Origin of the sequence: Type-D symbiont of Plautia stali (assembly GCF_001485335.1) — a bacterium.
Classification (GTDB): Bacteria; Pseudomonadota; Gammaproteobacteria; order Enterobacterales; family Enterobacteriaceae; genus Pantoea; species Pantoea vagans_C.
Genome location: NZ_BBOC01000058.1, coordinates 18,334 through 33,005, shown reverse-complemented (window position 1 = coordinate 33,005; position 14,672 = coordinate 18,334). Strand labels below are relative to the sequence as shown.

16 protein-coding genes are annotated in these 14,672 nt (G+C 53.3%); 5 read left to right on the top strand and 11 right to left on the bottom strand.

All coding sequences use genetic code 11. The features are described from left to right. Together astE and spy are read left to right on the top strand one after the other, a co-directional pair. Positions 1-897, top strand: an 897-nt coding sequence (astE, locus tag PSSD_RS17715) for a succinylglutamate desuccinylase (RefSeq protein WP_058973130.1), incomplete at its 5' end; no start/stop codon positions are given. A 989-nt stretch (positions 898-1,886) separates the two neighbouring features. Continuing rightward, positions 1,887-2,384: an ATP-independent periplasmic protein-refolding chaperone Spy gene (gene spy, locus PSSD_RS17710; RefSeq protein ID WP_039335930.1), complete on the top strand. Its 498-nt coding sequence runs from the start codon at positions 1,887-1,889 to the stop codon at positions 2,382-2,384. A gap of 79 nt (positions 2,385-2,463) precedes the next feature. Here spy and cho read toward each other — a convergent pair whose 3' ends face one another. The 3 genes from cho to PSSD_RS17695 all read right to left on the bottom strand — a co-directional run bounded on the left by cho (position 2,464) and on the right by PSSD_RS17695 (position 5,570). After that, positions 2,464-3,324: an excinuclease Cho gene (gene cho / locus PSSD_RS17705; RefSeq protein ID WP_058973129.1), complete on the bottom strand. Its 861-nt coding sequence runs from the start codon at positions 3,322-3,324 to the stop codon at positions 2,464-2,466. A gap of 110 nt (positions 3,325-3,434) precedes the next feature. After that, complete coding sequence (gene nadE, locus PSSD_RS17700) at positions 3,435-4,262, bottom strand: NAD(+) synthase (protein WP_039335927.1); 828 nt, start codon at positions 4,260-4,262, stop codon at positions 3,435-3,437. 117 nt (positions 4,263-4,379) lie between these two features. After that, the gene (locus PSSD_RS17695; protein WP_058973128.1) at positions 4,380-5,570 is read right to left on the bottom strand and encodes a multidrug effflux MFS transporter; all 1,191 of its coding nucleotides are present in this window, start codon (positions 5,568-5,570) and stop codon (positions 4,380-4,382) included. Between the two features lie 190 nt (positions 5,571-5,760). Here PSSD_RS17695 and osmE point away from each other — a divergent pair, with 190 nt between their 5' ends. Then, positions 5,761-6,096 (top strand): osmotically-inducible lipoprotein OsmE, encoded by a 336-nt coding sequence (gene osmE / locus PSSD_RS17690; RefSeq protein WP_039335923.1) that lies wholly within the window; start codon positions 5,761-5,763, stop codon positions 6,094-6,096. Between the two features lie 53 nt (positions 6,097-6,149). Here osmE and PSSD_RS17685 read toward each other — a convergent pair whose 3' ends face one another. The 6 genes from PSSD_RS17685 to hxpB all read right to left on the bottom strand — a co-directional run bounded on the left by PSSD_RS17685 (position 6,150) and on the right by hxpB (position 11,591). Beyond that, complete coding sequence (locus PSSD_RS17685) at positions 6,150-6,533, bottom strand: DUF6515 family protein (RefSeq protein WP_039335921.1); 384 nt, start codon at positions 6,531-6,533, stop codon at positions 6,150-6,152. Between the two features lie 196 nt (positions 6,534-6,729). Next, the gene (locus PSSD_RS17680) at positions 6,730-8,121 is read right to left on the bottom strand and encodes an L-cystine transporter (protein WP_058973127.1); all 1,392 of its coding nucleotides are present in this window, start codon (positions 8,119-8,121) and stop codon (positions 6,730-6,732) included. A 153-nt stretch (positions 8,122-8,274) separates the two neighbouring features. Beyond that, a complete protein-coding gene (locus PSSD_RS17675) occupies positions 8,275-8,865 on the bottom strand; it encodes a metal-dependent hydrolase (RefSeq protein ID WP_039335932.1) in 591 nt (196 codons plus the stop codon). Between the two features lie 139 nt (positions 8,866-9,004). Next, positions 9,005-9,766 carry a 2-dehydro-3-deoxy-D-gluconate 5-dehydrogenase KduD gene (gene kduD, locus PSSD_RS17670; protein ID WP_058973126.1) on the bottom strand — a complete coding sequence of 254 codons (762 nt, stop codon included), beginning with the start codon at positions 9,764-9,766 and terminating at the stop codon, positions 9,005-9,007. An 11-nt stretch (positions 9,767-9,777) separates the two neighbouring features. Beyond that, complete coding sequence (kduI, locus tag PSSD_RS17665) at positions 9,778-10,614, bottom strand: 5-dehydro-4-deoxy-D-glucuronate isomerase (RefSeq protein ID WP_058973125.1); 837 nt, start codon at positions 10,612-10,614, stop codon at positions 9,778-9,780. 308 nt (positions 10,615-10,922) lie between these two features. Next, a complete protein-coding gene (hxpB, locus tag PSSD_RS17660) occupies positions 10,923-11,591 on the bottom strand; it encodes a hexitol phosphatase HxpB (protein WP_039335911.1) in 669 nt (222 codons plus the stop codon). Positions 11,592-11,734: 143 nt separating this feature from the next. Here hxpB and PSSD_RS17655 point away from each other — a divergent pair, with 143 nt between their 5' ends. Beyond that, the gene (locus PSSD_RS17655) at positions 11,735-12,271 is read left to right on the top strand and encodes a YniB family protein (protein ID WP_039335910.1); all 537 of its coding nucleotides are present in this window, start codon (positions 11,735-11,737) and stop codon (positions 12,269-12,271) included. A 4-nt stretch (positions 12,272-12,275) separates the two neighbouring features. Here the strand turns inward: PSSD_RS17655 and PSSD_RS17650 are convergent, their stop codons facing one another. Next, a complete protein-coding gene (locus tag PSSD_RS17650; protein ID WP_058973124.1) occupies positions 12,276-13,169 on the bottom strand; it encodes a fructosamine kinase family protein in 894 nt (297 codons plus the stop codon). Between the two features lie 89 nt (positions 13,170-13,258). Beyond that, positions 13,259-13,549 carry a type V toxin-antitoxin system endoribonuclease antitoxin GhoS gene (gene ghoS / locus PSSD_RS17645; RefSeq protein ID WP_058973123.1) on the bottom strand — a complete coding sequence of 97 codons (291 nt, stop codon included), beginning with the start codon at positions 13,547-13,549 and terminating at the stop codon, positions 13,259-13,261. A 330-nt stretch (positions 13,550-13,879) separates the two neighbouring features. Here ghoS and PSSD_RS17640 point away from each other — a divergent pair, with 330 nt between their 5' ends. Next, complete coding sequence (locus PSSD_RS17640) at positions 13,880-14,641, top strand: DUF481 domain-containing protein (protein WP_039335729.1); 762 nt, start codon at positions 13,880-13,882, stop codon at positions 14,639-14,641. The last annotated feature ends 31 nt before the right edge of the window (positions 14,642-14,672 follow it).

The following is a 14,672-nucleotide window of genomic DNA, read 5'->3' as shown; positions in this document are numbered from 1 at the left end:
GGGATCTTATCGCTGACCCCGCATCATGCGACTCATCAAGCGCTGGTACTGTCTGCCGGTATTCACGGTAACGAAACCGCGCCAGTCGAAATTCTTAATCTGTTGCTGACGCCGCTACTGCAGGGAGAAAAGCCGCTGGCAGTGCGTCTGCTGGTCATTTTAGGTAATCCCGAGGCGTTACGCAGTGGCAAGCGTTATCAGCAGTACGATATGAACCGGCTGTTTGGTGGACGCTGGCAGAAGGTGTCGGAACTACCGGAAGCGCAGCGTGCGCTGCGGCTGGAGCAAGCGCTGGAGAACTTCTGGCGCGCCTGTCGCGATCATGAGGTGCGCTGGCATCTGGATCTGCATACGGCGATTCGCGGCTCTTACCATGCGCGCTTTGGCGTGATGCCGCTGAATCCCCAGCCATGGCCAGAAGCGTTCCTGCATTGGCTGGCGGCGGCAGAGCTGGAAGCGCTGGTGTTCCACCGCTCCCCTGGCGGAACCTTCACGCATTACAGCTGTGAACATCATGATGCAGCGAGCAGCACGCTGGAGCTGGGTAAAGCCTTACCCTTTGGTGAGAATGACCTTAATCAGTTTAGCGCGGTGCAGCGTGCCTTAGCGGCGCTGCTGTACGGTGAGAAACTGCCTGAGGTGCATGAAACACCGCGCCGTTATCGCGTGACGCAGCAAATCACCCGTCATGGAGACGATTTTGTGTTGCACATGGGGTCGGAAACCCTGAACTTTACTGCCTTCCCGCAGGGGACTTTGCTGGCAGAAGAGGGTGAGACACGCTATTACGTGCAGCAAGCGCGAGAGTATGTATTATTTCCCAATCCTAAGGTGGCGGCGGGATTGCGTGCGGGATTGATGCTGGTCGAAGAGAACGAACAGACTCAGGCGCTGTAAAAGCGCCGATCATGTAGCTAGCGCCACGAACGTCAAGCCGTAGCGGCGCAATTTATTGCGTAATGCTCGTCAGTTAAGCGACTGGTTATAACGCCGTCTGGGGCCGCACCGGGGCTGGCGGTCCTCGCGCCGCTGACGCGGTGCCTTCACTTCACTCGTCTGCCTTAACGGACCGGTGCCGATGGAACATCCATGTTCCAGCGCCACCTTTCGCCCGCGTCCTGCGGGCTCTCCTGGCATACTCGCTCAGCTCAGCGCTGCGGAATGCCAGCCCCGGTGCGGCCCCAGCCAGCTCATTAGCTTCAGTGCGACTTGTCAGGGCACATTGTCTGAGGCTATGACGCCTCTACTGCCCCCTCAGGGTTATCCGCAGCGCTGAGACTTTTACGTTGGGCCAGGAGCCCCACGCGGGGAGGCGTGGGGCAGTTCGCGGCCGACCATGGATGGTCATCCGCGAACGGTCCGTCCGGCACGACGTGGAAGTCGAAGGTACCGCTTTAGCGGCGCGAGGACGGCCCAGAGGGGGCAGTAGTGGCGGCAGAGCCCGCACTGAAAAACAGGCCACTTATCAATGAGCAACCAGAGTTCTTAACTGACGAGCATTACGCAATTTATTGCGCGCCTTTCAGCAGCGGAATAACTTCCTGTTGGCGCGATAAATCGCACCGCTACGCTAGGGAGCCAGGGGGGGCTTAAAGGTCGCGCCCGACAATATCTGGCTTCCTTTAACAGACCGATATTTTCCTTCCTCAAATCCGACAATACCGTTACACTCCTCCTTAATTCCTGCGCATTTCTTCTTGATTGTCATACTCTTTTGCAATTCCTCACGCATTTCTTCTCTTTCTCTCCATGATTGCCTGATCTTTGTCTTTTATGCTTTCAGGGCTTTACTCAGCCTCTGAGTAGTTGACGTTTGGCGTCGTATGCTTGTTTCCGAAGACGCGACACACCTTGTCGTCATGAAACTGAATAGTAAGGACAATATTATGCGTAAACTCACTTCCCTGTTCCTGGCTACTACAATGGCTCTTGGTGCTGCCAACATCGTCCACGCTGCTGCGGACAACCTCACACCACCGCCAGCGGGTAGCGAAAAGCCGATGCACAAGCCGCCGATGCGCCATCACGGCATGGAGATGATGTTTAAAGGCCTTAATCTGACTGACGCGCAGAAAGCCCAGATCAAAACCATCATGCGTGACAGCCATAAAGATATGAAACGTCCGTCGCTGGAAGAGCGCCGTGCGAACCACAGCATCATTGCTTCCGATACCTTCGATAAGGCGAAAGCAGAAGCGCAGGCCGAGAAAATGACCGCCAACGCGAAAGATCGTGCGCTGAAGATGATGGAAACTCAGAACAAGATTTACAACGTGCTGACGCCTGAGCAGAAAAAACAGTACAACGCTAATTTTGAGAAACGTCTGACAGAGAAAGGCCCGCATGACGGTAAAATGCCGCCACCGCCGGCTGATGGTGAATAAGCCGTTTAGCTAATCGGTTTGAGACCGCCGACGTTGTCCACTGCATCTGATGCTTTGGGCAGCGTCGGCGGTTTTGTTTTTAAAGCTCGATAAGCGGGAAGACGCCAGAGAGCAGGGGGCGGCAGAGAATTTTATATCCGTCATGGTCGAAGCCATGACGCGCGCGCTGTAGTCGACGCGCTTCAGCCTCTGTTGTGACTGACCCCAGCCAGAACCAATGATCAATCACGTGGATCTGCGTCATCTCTGTACCGACTTCCACCATGCCAACGGGACCTTGCCACGGCCAACACACCACGCGCATCTGCTCTAGCGCCGCATGCAAACGTTGCTGATGATCCTCAACCGGTTCGTTGCCACAACAGGCTCCGGCACAGCGCTTTAGTGCGGCGCGGAAGCAGCCTCGTCCTGGGCTCAAGCGCTCTAATCCCAATAACCCATGGCACAACCGCTGTTCATCGGCGATGGATTTAAGCTTTTCCAGCGCAGCAAAACGACTGCGGAACAGACCGTAAAGATTGGGTGAGCAGGAGAAATCGAGATCTTTTGCGTAAACCACCTGCGGCGCGCCAGCGTCAAGTTGCAGTGAACAGAGCTGACGATTCTTACGCAGGCGTTTATTGAACAGCGGCTGCTGTGTTTTGATCATTTGCGCTTCAAGCAGCTGTGCGCCCAAATCGCCGGCGGTGGGTATCCAAGTGACGCGTCGCGCCTGGCGCAACATGCTGGCTTCATCGGGCGTACGAAAATGCGCCATCACGCGATTGCGCAGGTTGACGCTTTTACCGATATACAAAGGTAAGTTTTCGCTGTCACCGTGAAAGGTGTACACCCCAGGCTGATTGGGTAATCCTTCCAGCCATTGGCGAAGATGTTCGGGATATTGATAAATGGCCGCCGCATCAAAATCGAGGCGGTGGCTGGCAGCACGTCTGACCAAAGCTCACTCCGATTACTGGTTGTTCGTCCAGTATATCAGGCAGGTGCTTATTTCGCCAACGCGTGGCTGAAGAGGGGTTTCCCGCCGGTATCGCGGGAAACGCTAAGAGATTACTTCTTCCAGAAATCGTCAAACACAGTGATCGGTGGGCGACGTTTGTGTTCGGTTTTCAGATACCAGCCTTCGATGGTTTTCGCAGCGGCGGCATCAATGGTTTTACCTTCCAGATAGGCATCAATCTGCTGGTAAGTGACGCCAAGCGCCACTTCATCCTGCAAGCCAGGGCGATCATCTTCCAGGTCAGCCGTTGGGTGCTTCAGGTAAAGATGTTCCGGGCAGCCCAGAGTTTTCAGCAACTGTTTGCCCTGACCTTTGTGCAGACGGAAGATTGGGTTAATGTCACTGCCGCCATCACCGTATTTGGTGAAGAAACCGGTAATGGCTTCTGCCGCGTGGTCGGTACCGACGACAACCCCTTTGGTCATCCCGGCGATGCTGTACTGCGCTTTCATACGCTCACGGGCTTTCTCGTTGCCGCGCACAAAATCAGAGACCACGATGCCCGCTTCTTTCAGCGCACGTTCACTGGCCAGAATCGCCTCTTTGATATTCACCACCAGCGTGCGGTCTGGCTGGATAAATGCCAGCGCATCCTGACAATCCTGTTCATCAGCCTGCACACCGTACGGCAGGCGCACCGCAATAAAGGTGTAATCGTTGTCGCCGGTTTCTTCACGCAGTTCGCGAATTGCGGTTTGTGACAAGATGCCGGTGAGCGTAGAGTCCTGGCCGCCACTGATACCCAGCACCAGAGTTTTTAAAAAGGGATTGGCTTTCAGGTAGGACTTCAGAAAATCAACGCTTACGCGGATTTCCTGCTGTGCATCGATAACGGGTTTTACACCAAGGGCTTCAATGATTTCCTGCTGCAGTGACATGAACCTCTCCTCAAGTCTGTAGCCTGACGGCACAATGCGAATCATTTGTTAAAGCTAACCCCTCTGCTGGCAAACAACAAGCCGCGAGGCTTGCTGTCGCACTTATTTGCAGGATTTTCAGGCGCTTTTAGGCTTTTTCGCCAATACGATGAACATTAAAATTGCCAGCATGAAGCAGCCAAAAATGGTGCCCGTCATGCTGACTACCGAGGTGCCGCCCAGTCCGGTGACGGGCACGCTGATTGCGCCCAGCGTAAACATGGTGACACCAATGACCGCTGAGGCACTGCCTGCGCGATGTCCCTGGCTCTGCATCGCCAGGGATGACGCGGTGGTGGCAATCACACCGTTACTGGCGATGGTAAAGAACAGCGCAACCAAAATCACCGGCAGGGCAGCGTGGGTCAGTCCCGCCAGCAACAGACAGCTTGAGGCGACGAATGCCAATGCTAGTCCCCCTTTCAACACGCGATACTCACCCCACAGCGGGCACAATCGGGCACTGGTTTGTGATGCAATAATCAGACCGATGCCGTTAGCAGCGAAGCAAAAACTGAACGCCTGCGGTGATAAACCATAAATCTGTTGCAGTACAAATGGCGATGCGCCGATGTAAGCAAACATCCCTGACATCATGAAACCTTGCGTCAGGCAGAAGCCCATAAAGGGACGATGCGTGACAACCTGGCCCAGCGCGGCCCATGCGGAAAAGATCGAGCCCTGGCTACGACGTTCAGCGGGCAAGGTTTCGTATAGCTTCCAGCGCGCGAGGAAAATCAGTAACACCGCAATACAGCCCAACACCACGAAAATGCCGCGCCAGTTCAGCACCGTCATCAGTACGCCACCAAGCACCGGTGCACCAATCGGTGCCAGGCCGTTAACTAACATCAACAGCGCGAAGAATCGCGTTAATTCATGGCCGCTGTACATATCGCGCGCGATGGCTCTCGACAGGACTGCGCCGCCCGCGCCCGCTAAGCCTTCAAACAGGCGAGCGACCAGCAGTGAATGAATATCTTTAGCCAGTGCGCAGCCAATCGAGGCAATAAACAGCAGCACCAGCGATAACAGCAACGGTTTAATACGACCGAATTTGTCGCTCATGGGACCAAACAGCAGTTGGCCTGCGCCCAGACCCAGCAGACCGGCGGTTAAACTCAGCTGTGCGGTGGCGGTTTCGGTGTGCAGGTCGCGAGCCAGTTCTGGTAGTGCGGGTAAATACAGGTCGATACATAACGGCCCGAGTGCCGCCAGCAAGCCGAGCGTAATGGCGTAAACCAACCGATTGGAGTGTGCAGGTGTCATTGATCCTCTGTTTTCTTTCTGTCTTAAGATTTTTTTGCCGGAGGATTATACGAAGCGGGAGGCCGCAACACAGCAACTTTACGAAAAACTAACGCTTCAGAATGGGCTGAAAGCGAAGCCAGTGATTTGATAAATCTGGATTTATGTTCCAGGATTAGTGTGACATGGACAAAGTATGAGGAATATAAAGATGAATAAAGTGCTGGGATGTATCGCTACTGCGTTAACGCTGGTAGCCCTGTCTGGTTGTACGACTTATGACAAAGCCGAAAGCTATGTGACTAAGCCGGTGGTGAAGGATGTGAAAAAAGGCATGACCCGCGACCAGGTTCGCCAGATTGCTGGACCGCCGTCGACTGAAATTACCATGGTGCATGCCCGTGGTACTTGCCAGACTTATGTTATCGGTGAGCGTGATGGTAAACAACAAACCTACTTCGTGAGTTATAACGATGTGGGTCGCGTCATGAATTACGGTTTCCAGAGCTGCAAAGATTACGATACTGACCCGCAAGCCGCACAGTAAGCGTGAGAGATTAACGAAGCGGCCCGTCTAAGACGGGCCGTTTTTCGTTGGGCTTAGAGTCCGTATGGACGCGGCACCTCGACATAATTACCACCGACTTCTCGCTGATAATAGTGGCCTTCCTGAACGTAATAGCGTTTACCGTTGAAATCCAGCACCCGCATACCGCCTGATGGTGGCGCTTCAGGCGCTTGCACCACGACGTAGGTGTCACCCTGACGTTGATAGTAATTGCCATTCAGCATGTAATAGGTCAGGCCGCCGATCAGCACCGCAGTTGCCGCTTCAGGTAAGAAGCGCAGCGGGCCGGGGCCACCCCAACGTGGACCGCCACCCCAATGGGGACCTGGACCTGGTCCCCATCCGTAAGGGTGGGCAAAACTAATGGCTGGTGTTAATAAGGTTAACGCCAGCACCGAGGCGATAACGTTTTTCATCGGTGTTTCTCCTGCTATGACTGATAGCAGAATTAGCCTTTGCACGCTAAAACTCAAGTGAAAAATGGCTGATTTTTCGTCTGTTTACCATGCTTAACACTTTCCTGACGCTGGCACCACGATTAGGCTGAATTGCGGAGCTGAAGCCAAAAAAAACGGCAGGCTTTGCGGCCTGCCGTTGTCTGGCTGTGGAAGATTAGCGGTGCGCCAGTTCGGCGTGTTCGTCGCTTTCCAGTACTTTTTTATCGGTCAAACCGAGCCAGCGGCTGGTCAAAGAACCGGCCGTCATCGAACCATTGACGTTCAAGGCGGTACGGCCCATATCAATTAACGGTTCGATGGAGATCAACAGGGCGACTAACGTCACTGGCAGACCCATCGCAGGCAAGACAATCAGTGCCGCGAAGGTGGCACCACCACCCACGCCAGCCACACCGGCAGAGCTGAGAGTGACGATACCGACCAGGGTGGCAATCCACATCGGATCAAATGGATTGATGCCCACGGTTGGCGCGACCATCACCGCCAACATGGTCGGATAGAGACCAGCACAGCCGTTCTGACCGATAGTGGCACCAAACGAGGCAGAGAAGCTGGCAATCGATTCTGGCACACCCAGGCGGCGCGTCTGCGTCTCCACATTCAACGGAATGCTGGCCGCGCTGGAACGGCTGGTGAAGGCGAAGGTAATCACTGGCCACACTTTGCGGAAGAAACGCATTGGGTTAATGCCATTAACTGACAGCAGCAGGGCATGCACCCCGAACATGATGGCCAGACCAAGGTAAGAAGCCACCACGAAACCACCCAGTTTGATGATGTCTTGCAGGTTAGAGCCCGCTACCACTTTGGTCATCAACGCCAGCACGCCGTAAGGGGTGAGCTTCATGATCAAACGCACCAGCTTCATCACCCAGGATTGCAGGGTATCGATAGCTACCAGCACACGCTCGCCTTTGACTTTGTCATCTTTCAACAACTGCAAAGCGGCGACACCAAGGAAGGCGGCGAAAATCACCACGCTGATGATTGAGGTTGGGTTAGCACCCGCCATGTCCGCAAACGGATTTTTCGGGATAAAGGAGAGCAGTAACTGCGGCGTACTCAAATCAGCCACTTTGCCGACATAGTTGTTCTGAATCGCGCTCAGACGGGCGGTTTCCTGGGCACCTTGCACTAAACCTTCCGCGCTCAGGCCAAACAGTCCGGTGACCAGCACGCCTACCAAGGCGGAGATGGCGGTGGTAAACAGCAGCACACCAATGGTCAGTACGCTGATTTTGCCCAGTGAAGAAGCATTATGCAGACGCGCAACGGCACTGAGGATAGAGGCAAACACTAAAGGCATGACGATCATCTGCAGCAACTGCACATAGCCATTACCGACAATATTGAACCAGCTAATCGAGTCCTTCACGACCGGGCTGTTCTCACCATAAATGGTTTGCAGCGCCAAACCGAAAAACACGCCAAACACCAGACCGGTGAGTACGCGCTTCGACAAACTCCAGCTTTGGTTGCCAATGCGATTGAGAACAATCAGCAGCGCGACAAAGGCCACGATATTAAGAATGAGGGGAAAATCCATGCTCGACTCCAGAGATGAGCCGCGCAGCGTCATGAGCTGGCGCGGAAAATAGTCAATTCCCGTCAGGGAATGTCAGGAATGTTACCAGTTCATGAAAGTGCAGGCTTATATCCAAAAAGAATGGCTTATAACTTAATCTCGCAATTTGTATGCTTATTGCTCTTTCTGTCCGTTTATTACCCGACCCACTCCATTTTGTAGCGTATTGAACAGTTGTTCTGGCCAGCCGTTAGCACCAAAAGAGGGCGTGCCGGGCGGGAACCACAGTGCATAACCCACCAATGCCAGGCACAACGCACGCTCTAGTTGATTGCCTTTCTGGCTATTCAGCAAAGGTAGGCGAAAGCGCCAGCGGCAGGGCCACAGCAGCGGGACGCCAGCGGGGGTAAGCATATCGGCGATGATATGGCTGAGATAACCCAGCGTCATGCCCTGCAACACATCTGCGGGTAAAAACCAGTCGGCGGGAACATTAATCTGGAACAGCCACAAGCTGACCGCGACCGCCAGCAAGCTGTGCGTAAAGCCGCGATGGCCGAAGGCGCGCGCAATCGGATGGGATATCCATCTTAAACGCTGGCCCAGCACGGATTTAGGATGATCGATATCAGGCAGCAGGCAAGTCAACAGCGCAGCAGGCACAAGATGCCACCAATCGGCGCTAGCCAAAACCGGCGTCAACTCCGCGCGCTTGGCAAAAATCGCGCTGGCAATGGCAAAAATGATATGGCCTTCGGCCGTCATGATGAAACCTGGCTGCAAAAACTGTCGATGCATCCAGTATAGGGATTTATCCAGTAAATGAGAATGGTGACGCTGTAACGAAGCGTTAATATTTTTCACTTCCCCGCGTCATAATGACGCGGGAAAAGAACAGGTTAGCTTAGCGTGCTAACCATCCACCATCGACGGCCAACGTATATCCCTGAACATAGTCAGACGCGCTTGAGGCGAGAAACACGATCGGCCCCATCATGTCATCGGGGTTACCCCAACGGCCCGATGGAATACGTCCCAGGATCTCTTCATTACGCGATTCGTCGCTGCGCAGTTGCTCGGTGTTATTGGTTGCCATATAACCCGGTGCAATAGCGTTGACGTTGATGCCGTGTTTGGCCCACTCATTCGCCATCAGGCGGGTTAAGCCCATTACTGCGCTTTTCGATGCGGTATAAGAAGGTACGCGAATACCGCCCTGGAATGACAACATTGAGGCAATGTTAATGATCTTGCCGCCGTTACCCTGCGCAATAAACTGGCGGGCAACGTGCTGAGACAGGAAAAACAGGCTTTTGCTGTTGATGTTCATCACATCATCCCAGTCTTGCTCACTAAAATTGAGTGCATCTTCGCGGCGAATAATACCGGCATTGTTGACCAGGATATCAATGCGCCCGGCACAGGCAACGGCTTGCTCGACAATGTGCGGCACCCCTGTCGGCTTGGTGAGATCGGCCTGAATGGACCAGAAGCGCCGCCCCAACGCTGCGACTTTGGCTTGGGTATCAGCCGGACCTGCGCGGTTTACTCCAATGATATCGCAGCCTGCTTGCGCCAGACCCAATGCCATTCCCTGGCCTAAACCAGTATTACAGCCGGTCACCAGCGCAATTTTGCCTTCGAGATTGAATGCGTTAAGGATCATTGTGCCTCCTGTTAGCGCAGCGCGCTGATACTGACGTGGTCCATATCATCAAACACCTGATTTTCACCGACCATGCCCCAGATAAAGGTATAGCGTTGGGTGCCGACACCGGCGTGGATAGACCAACTGGGTGAGATAACCGCTTGCTCGTTATGCACCAGTAAATGGCGCGTCTCTTGTGGTTGTCCCATCATATGAAACACGGCGCTGTCATCTGGCATATCAAAATAGAAGTACACTTCCATGCGGCGCTCATGGGTATGGCAGGGCATGGTATTCCACAGATTGCCATCATCAAGGCGGGTCAACCCCATGGTGAGCTGACAGGTGGGGAGGACGTCCGGCACGATGAATTTATTGATGGTGCGACGGTTCGAGGTGGCGGCATCGCCCAGCGTGGCTTTGACGGCGTCCTCCAGCGTGATCTTCCTGTCGGGATAGCGTGTATGCGCCGGCGCACTGTTGTAGTAGAACTTTGCAGGATGGCGGGCATCGCTGCTGTGGAAGATGACGCGCTTCGTCCCTTGCCCCACATACAGGGCCTCCTGATGGCCGATCTCCCAGGTTTTACCATCAACGTCGATCAATCCCGGCCCGCCGACATTTATCACCCCTAATTCACGGCGTTCAAGAAAATAGCTGACGCCCAACTGCTTGCCGACTTCCTCTCCTATAGTCACCGACTGCTGCACCGGCATCACACCACCGATAATGATGCGGTCAATATGGCTGTAGGTCAGCGTGTAGTTATCTGCCTCAAAGATCTTTTCGATCAAGAATTCGCGGCGCAGTCCCGCAGTATCGAGATTCTTTGCATGCTCACTGTGGATGCTTTGACGAACGTCCATCTCAGGCCTCTCAATGTTAAAGGAAGTGTCCCGAATCGGGTCTTTGGGCATCTTAGGCAGGATGGGATAGTAATTCAATAAAAATGAAACGTTGTTTTATTTATTTGTGTGGACGATCAAAAACGCACAATGCATGCATTTATTAAAGCGATGATTAACGTGCTATAGACAGGACAGACCCGTCCGAAGAGCAAAGCGTCCGGGCCAAGGATGGCCCGGCCGATCTGCAAGGATGCGTGTTGTCTTTGCGATCGGACGGGTCTGTCCTGGCTTGAGCGCCTGAACGTACAGCGACCGAACCGATGGCATTAGTTAAACAGATGCTCAGCCCGAAGCTCTGTCAAATCCGCCAGCTTCACATTCGCCAGCGCCCAACGTGCATCGTCACGATGCGATTCCGCTGGCACCACGATGGAACGCATGCGTGCAGCTTTAGTGGCGATCATGCCATTAAACGAATCTTCCAGCGTCACGCAGTTCAACGGATCAACACCCAACTTAGCGGCAGCATCCAGATACACCTGAGGATGTGGCTTGCTATAAGGAAGGGCTTCCGCCGACGCAATTGCATCGAAATAGTGACGCAGATCGAACATCTCCAGCACACGCTCTAACATAAACAGAGGAGACGCAGAGGCGAGGGCGATTTTTAATCCCTGCTGTTGGCAAAGTTGCAGAGCCTGCTCCACACCCGGCAACAGTGGTCGTGTCTCCTCAACTAAGCCCAGCGCACGCGCAATAATCCGCTGCGTCACCTCGGCTTGATCTGGCCCATTCCACGGCAGCGCTTCAAACCACATGCGCACGGTCTGATCAATTCGCAGACCTAAGGTATCCGGCAGTTCGTGGCGGCGGGAGATATCCACACCCAGACTGGAAAAAATATCCAGCTCGGCCTGATCCCATAACGGCTCTGAATCGATCAGCAATCCGTCCATATCAAAAATAGCGGCCACGACAGGGCGACGATAAGACATACAACAGCTCCGTTTAAAAATTTGTCATACCTTAACATGGCAGGCCTGGAAAACCGACTCACGGCAGGTTACGCATTTTTCAGGAAAAAATGCATCAGTGCAGGTAGACTTAGGGCAAAACTACTGTATGTGAAGGAAACACCATGACTTATCAACAGGCTGGCCGCATCGCCATCCTTAAGCGAGTGGCCGGCTGGGTCATTTTCATTCCAGCGCTGCTATCGACCATCATCTCAATACTCGGCTTCATGTTTAAACACAGTGAAAAGCAGCCTGGCATTGATGCCGTCATGCTCGATTTTGTCCACGTCATGGTGGATATGGTCAAGTTCAACACGCCGTTTTTAAACGTATTTTGGCAAAACTCTCCGGTGCCTGAATTCAACGGCGGTGCCAACATCGGCTTCTGGATCATCTACATCCTGATCTTTGTCGGGATTGCGTTGCAGGCGTCTGGTGCACGGATGTGGCGTCAATCTCGACATATTAAAGAAGGGATAGAGGATCAAATGATTCTGGAGCAAGCGAAAGGTTCGGAAGGGCGGACTCGCGCGCAGCTGGAAGAAAAAATCCATGTGCCGCGCCACACCATCCTGCTACAGATATTCCCGCTCTATATCCTGCCCATCGTCATTGCGATTGCCGGATACTTTGTACTCAAGCTGTTAGGCATGCTTTAAGCGGTCAGGCCGGTTTGGCCTGACGCTGTCCTGACACATCTTCTTCCAGCAACTGGTCAATGGCGAATTGCGCTTCATTTGCCCAGTTGCCAGCAAACACATTGGCACGGTTCAACAGATAATACAGTTGGTAAACCGGCTGACGCTGTGAAAAACCTTCCGCCAGCGGCCACACGGCGTGGTAACCCTCGTAAATCTGCCGAGGCAAATCGGCGTAATAGCTCAGCATTGCTAAATCACATTCGCGATCGCCCCAATAACAGGCCGGATCAAACAACCATGGCCCGCTGCTGCTGCCTGCACAGTTAGCAGGCCACAAATCACCGTGTAACAAAGAGGGCTGAGGATGATGGTTAGCCAGGGCGCGCTGCACACAATCAACAATCAACTCTGTATTGCCGTACTGCACCCCTTTTTCAGCCGCGAGTTGTAACTGCCATCCAATACGTTGTTCAGCGAAGAACACGGACCAGCGCCGTAGCCAACTGTTGGGTTGCGGTGATGTGGTGATGTTATTGTCGTAGTCGAGGCCAAACTGCGGCTGCTCACTCCATTGGTGCAGATGCGCTAATTGTTGACCGAGTTGGAAGGCACTGTGCTCATTGAGAGGGTCGGGATGAATATACTCCAGCAGCAGAAAACTGCTGTCGCGATCGCTGCCTACGCCATACACCTTGGGTACGCGAACGGTCTGGGTACGCGCGAGCAAATCAAGTTGATCGGCTTCCCAACTGAACAGGGTGAGCATATCGCGGGTATTACACTTAACGAACACCTCCAATTCACCATAACGAATACGCCAGGCAGGATGGACATCTCCACCGGGTAACTCGTGACGTTCAGTGATTTCGGCACTGCCGACATGTTCGCTTAACAGACGACTAACGGCTGACCACATTGGGTAATCCTCTTTATTCGCTGCGTAAGTGTGATTGTAACGCGCAAAACTTCAGCAAAACCAGTGGTGCTGCCTAATTTTTGCACGCTTCAGGATTGCGCCTTCAAAAAAGCGTCCAGAGTGGTGACCACCACTTCCGGTTTACGATGCAAAGCCACTTCAGCTAACCCGATTGTTTGCTCGATGACATCCTGCTGTTCCAGTGCACTTATCAGGCCATAACTATTTGTACCCAACTCATGTGCGTGGCCGTTCTCATCGTGCAACGTGGTGCTATAACCGCCATTTACCATGACACTGTTCAGGGACTGCAAATCACTTAAGCTCGCATCCAGATAATTTAGCGTGACAACGTAACGTTTAAGGTCATGGTCGCTCATCTTTCACCTCATTGTAATGGAACAAATTTCAGCGTAGACCAGCGCAACGGATAGAGCGAATTCTGCTCAATTCTGACCGGGAAGGGGCGTAAATCTGTGTCAGCAGGGTTCGGAAAATTCTTGTAGCAATTAAGCTGCTATTTCGCTAATTGCCTCTTATAATGCGCGCCGGAAATGGGAAAGGTCTCATTCCACGGGCGGTTTCCACACGAAACCTGGCTTTTCTGGCGCTTTCATATTTTTTTACAAAACTTACCGTAAATTGCATTGATTGGCCGGGAAAACTCTTCAGACTCATCATTTTTTAAACTGTCGTACGGGTCACATTTAATGAAAGCCTTTAATAAGCTGTCCGCTGTTTTATTGCTCTCTGCTGGAGCATTTTGTCACCAGGCATTTGCAGATAACACCGTATTCACCTCCATGGATGACCCTTCAACGGCGAAAAAACCGTTTGAAGGCAGCGCGTCAGCGGGATATCTGGCTCAGACCGGTAACACCACCAGCTCAGCGCTGAGTGCTGCGACCAACATGACCTGGTATCAGACCAACACCGCTTACAGTCTTTGGGGTAATGCTGCGAACAACTCCTCAAATGATGAGCGTTCGTCAGAGACTTACAGCCTCGGTGGCCGTACCCGTTACAACCTCAACAGCGCTGACTACCTGTTCGGTCAGGCAAGCTGGTTGAGCGATCGTTTCAACGGTTATGATTCACGTGACGTACTGACTGCAGGTTATGGTCGCCAGATCCTGAACGGCCCAGTGCACTCACTGCGTGCTGAATTCGGTCCGGGTGTGCGTTATGACGATTTCCACGCGGGTGGTCATGAAACCAAAGCGCTGGGTTATGGCGCGGTCAGCTATCAGTGGCAGCTGACGGACACCACCAAGTTCATTCAGGGTGTCTCCGTTCTTAGCAGCTTCGGAGATGACACCACCGTCAACTCTGAAACCGGCCTGCAAGTGGCAATCAATGCCCACTTCGCTTTGAAGCTGGCATACAACGTGACCTGGAACAACAATCCGCCGGAATCTGCGCCGGATCGTACCGACACCAAAACCACGATTCAGCTCTCCTACGCGATGTAAGCGAGACAGGATTGAACAACCGCTACCCGGT

Excerpts from the sequence above, each read along its gene's own strand:
- spy (WP_039335930.1), top strand. The coding sequence starts at position 1,887 with ATGCGTAAACTCACTTCCCTGTTCCTGGCTACTACAATGGCTCTTGGT.
- nadE (WP_039335927.1), bottom strand. The coding sequence starts at position 4,262 with ATGTCACTGCAGCAGGAAATCATTGAAGCCCTTGGTGTAAAACCCGTT.
- PSSD_RS17695 (WP_058973128.1), bottom strand. The coding sequence starts at position 5,570 with ATGACACCTGCACACTCCAATCGGTTGGTTTACGCCATTACGCTCGGC.
- osmE (WP_039335923.1), top strand. The coding sequence starts at position 5,761 with ATGAATAAAGTGCTGGGATGTATCGCTACTGCGTTAACGCTGGTAGCC.
- PSSD_RS17685 (WP_039335921.1), bottom strand. The coding sequence starts at position 6,533 with ATGAAAAACGTTATCGCCTCGGTGCTGGCGTTAACCTTATTAACACCA.
- PSSD_RS17680 (WP_058973127.1), bottom strand. The coding sequence starts at position 8,121 with ATGGATTTTCCCCTCATTCTTAATATCGTGGCCTTTGTCGCGCTGCTG.
- PSSD_RS17675 (WP_039335932.1), bottom strand. The coding sequence starts at position 8,865 with ATGACGGCCGAAGGCCATATCATTTTTGCCATTGCCAGCGCGATTTTT.
- kduD (WP_058973126.1), bottom strand. The coding sequence starts at position 9,766 with ATGATCCTTAACGCATTCAATCTCGAAGGCAAAATTGCGCTGGTGACC.
- kduI (WP_058973125.1), bottom strand. The coding sequence starts at position 10,614 with ATGGACGTTCGTCAAAGCATCCACAGTGAGCATGCAAAGAATCTCGAT.
- hxpB (WP_039335911.1), bottom strand. The coding sequence starts at position 11,591 with ATGTCTTATCGTCGCCCTGTCGTGGCCGCTATTTTTGATATGGACGGA.
- PSSD_RS17655 (WP_039335910.1), top strand. The coding sequence starts at position 11,735 with ATGACTTATCAACAGGCTGGCCGCATCGCCATCCTTAAGCGAGTGGCC.
- PSSD_RS17650 (WP_058973124.1), bottom strand. The coding sequence starts at position 13,169 with ATGTGGTCAGCCGTTAGTCGTCTGTTAAGCGAACATGTCGGCAGTGCC.
- ghoS (WP_058973123.1), bottom strand. The coding sequence starts at position 13,549 with ATGAGCGACCATGACCTTAAACGTTACGTTGTCACGCTAAATTATCTG.
- PSSD_RS17640 (WP_039335729.1), top strand. The coding sequence starts at position 13,880 with ATGAAAGCCTTTAATAAGCTGTCCGCTGTTTTATTGCTCTCTGCTGGA.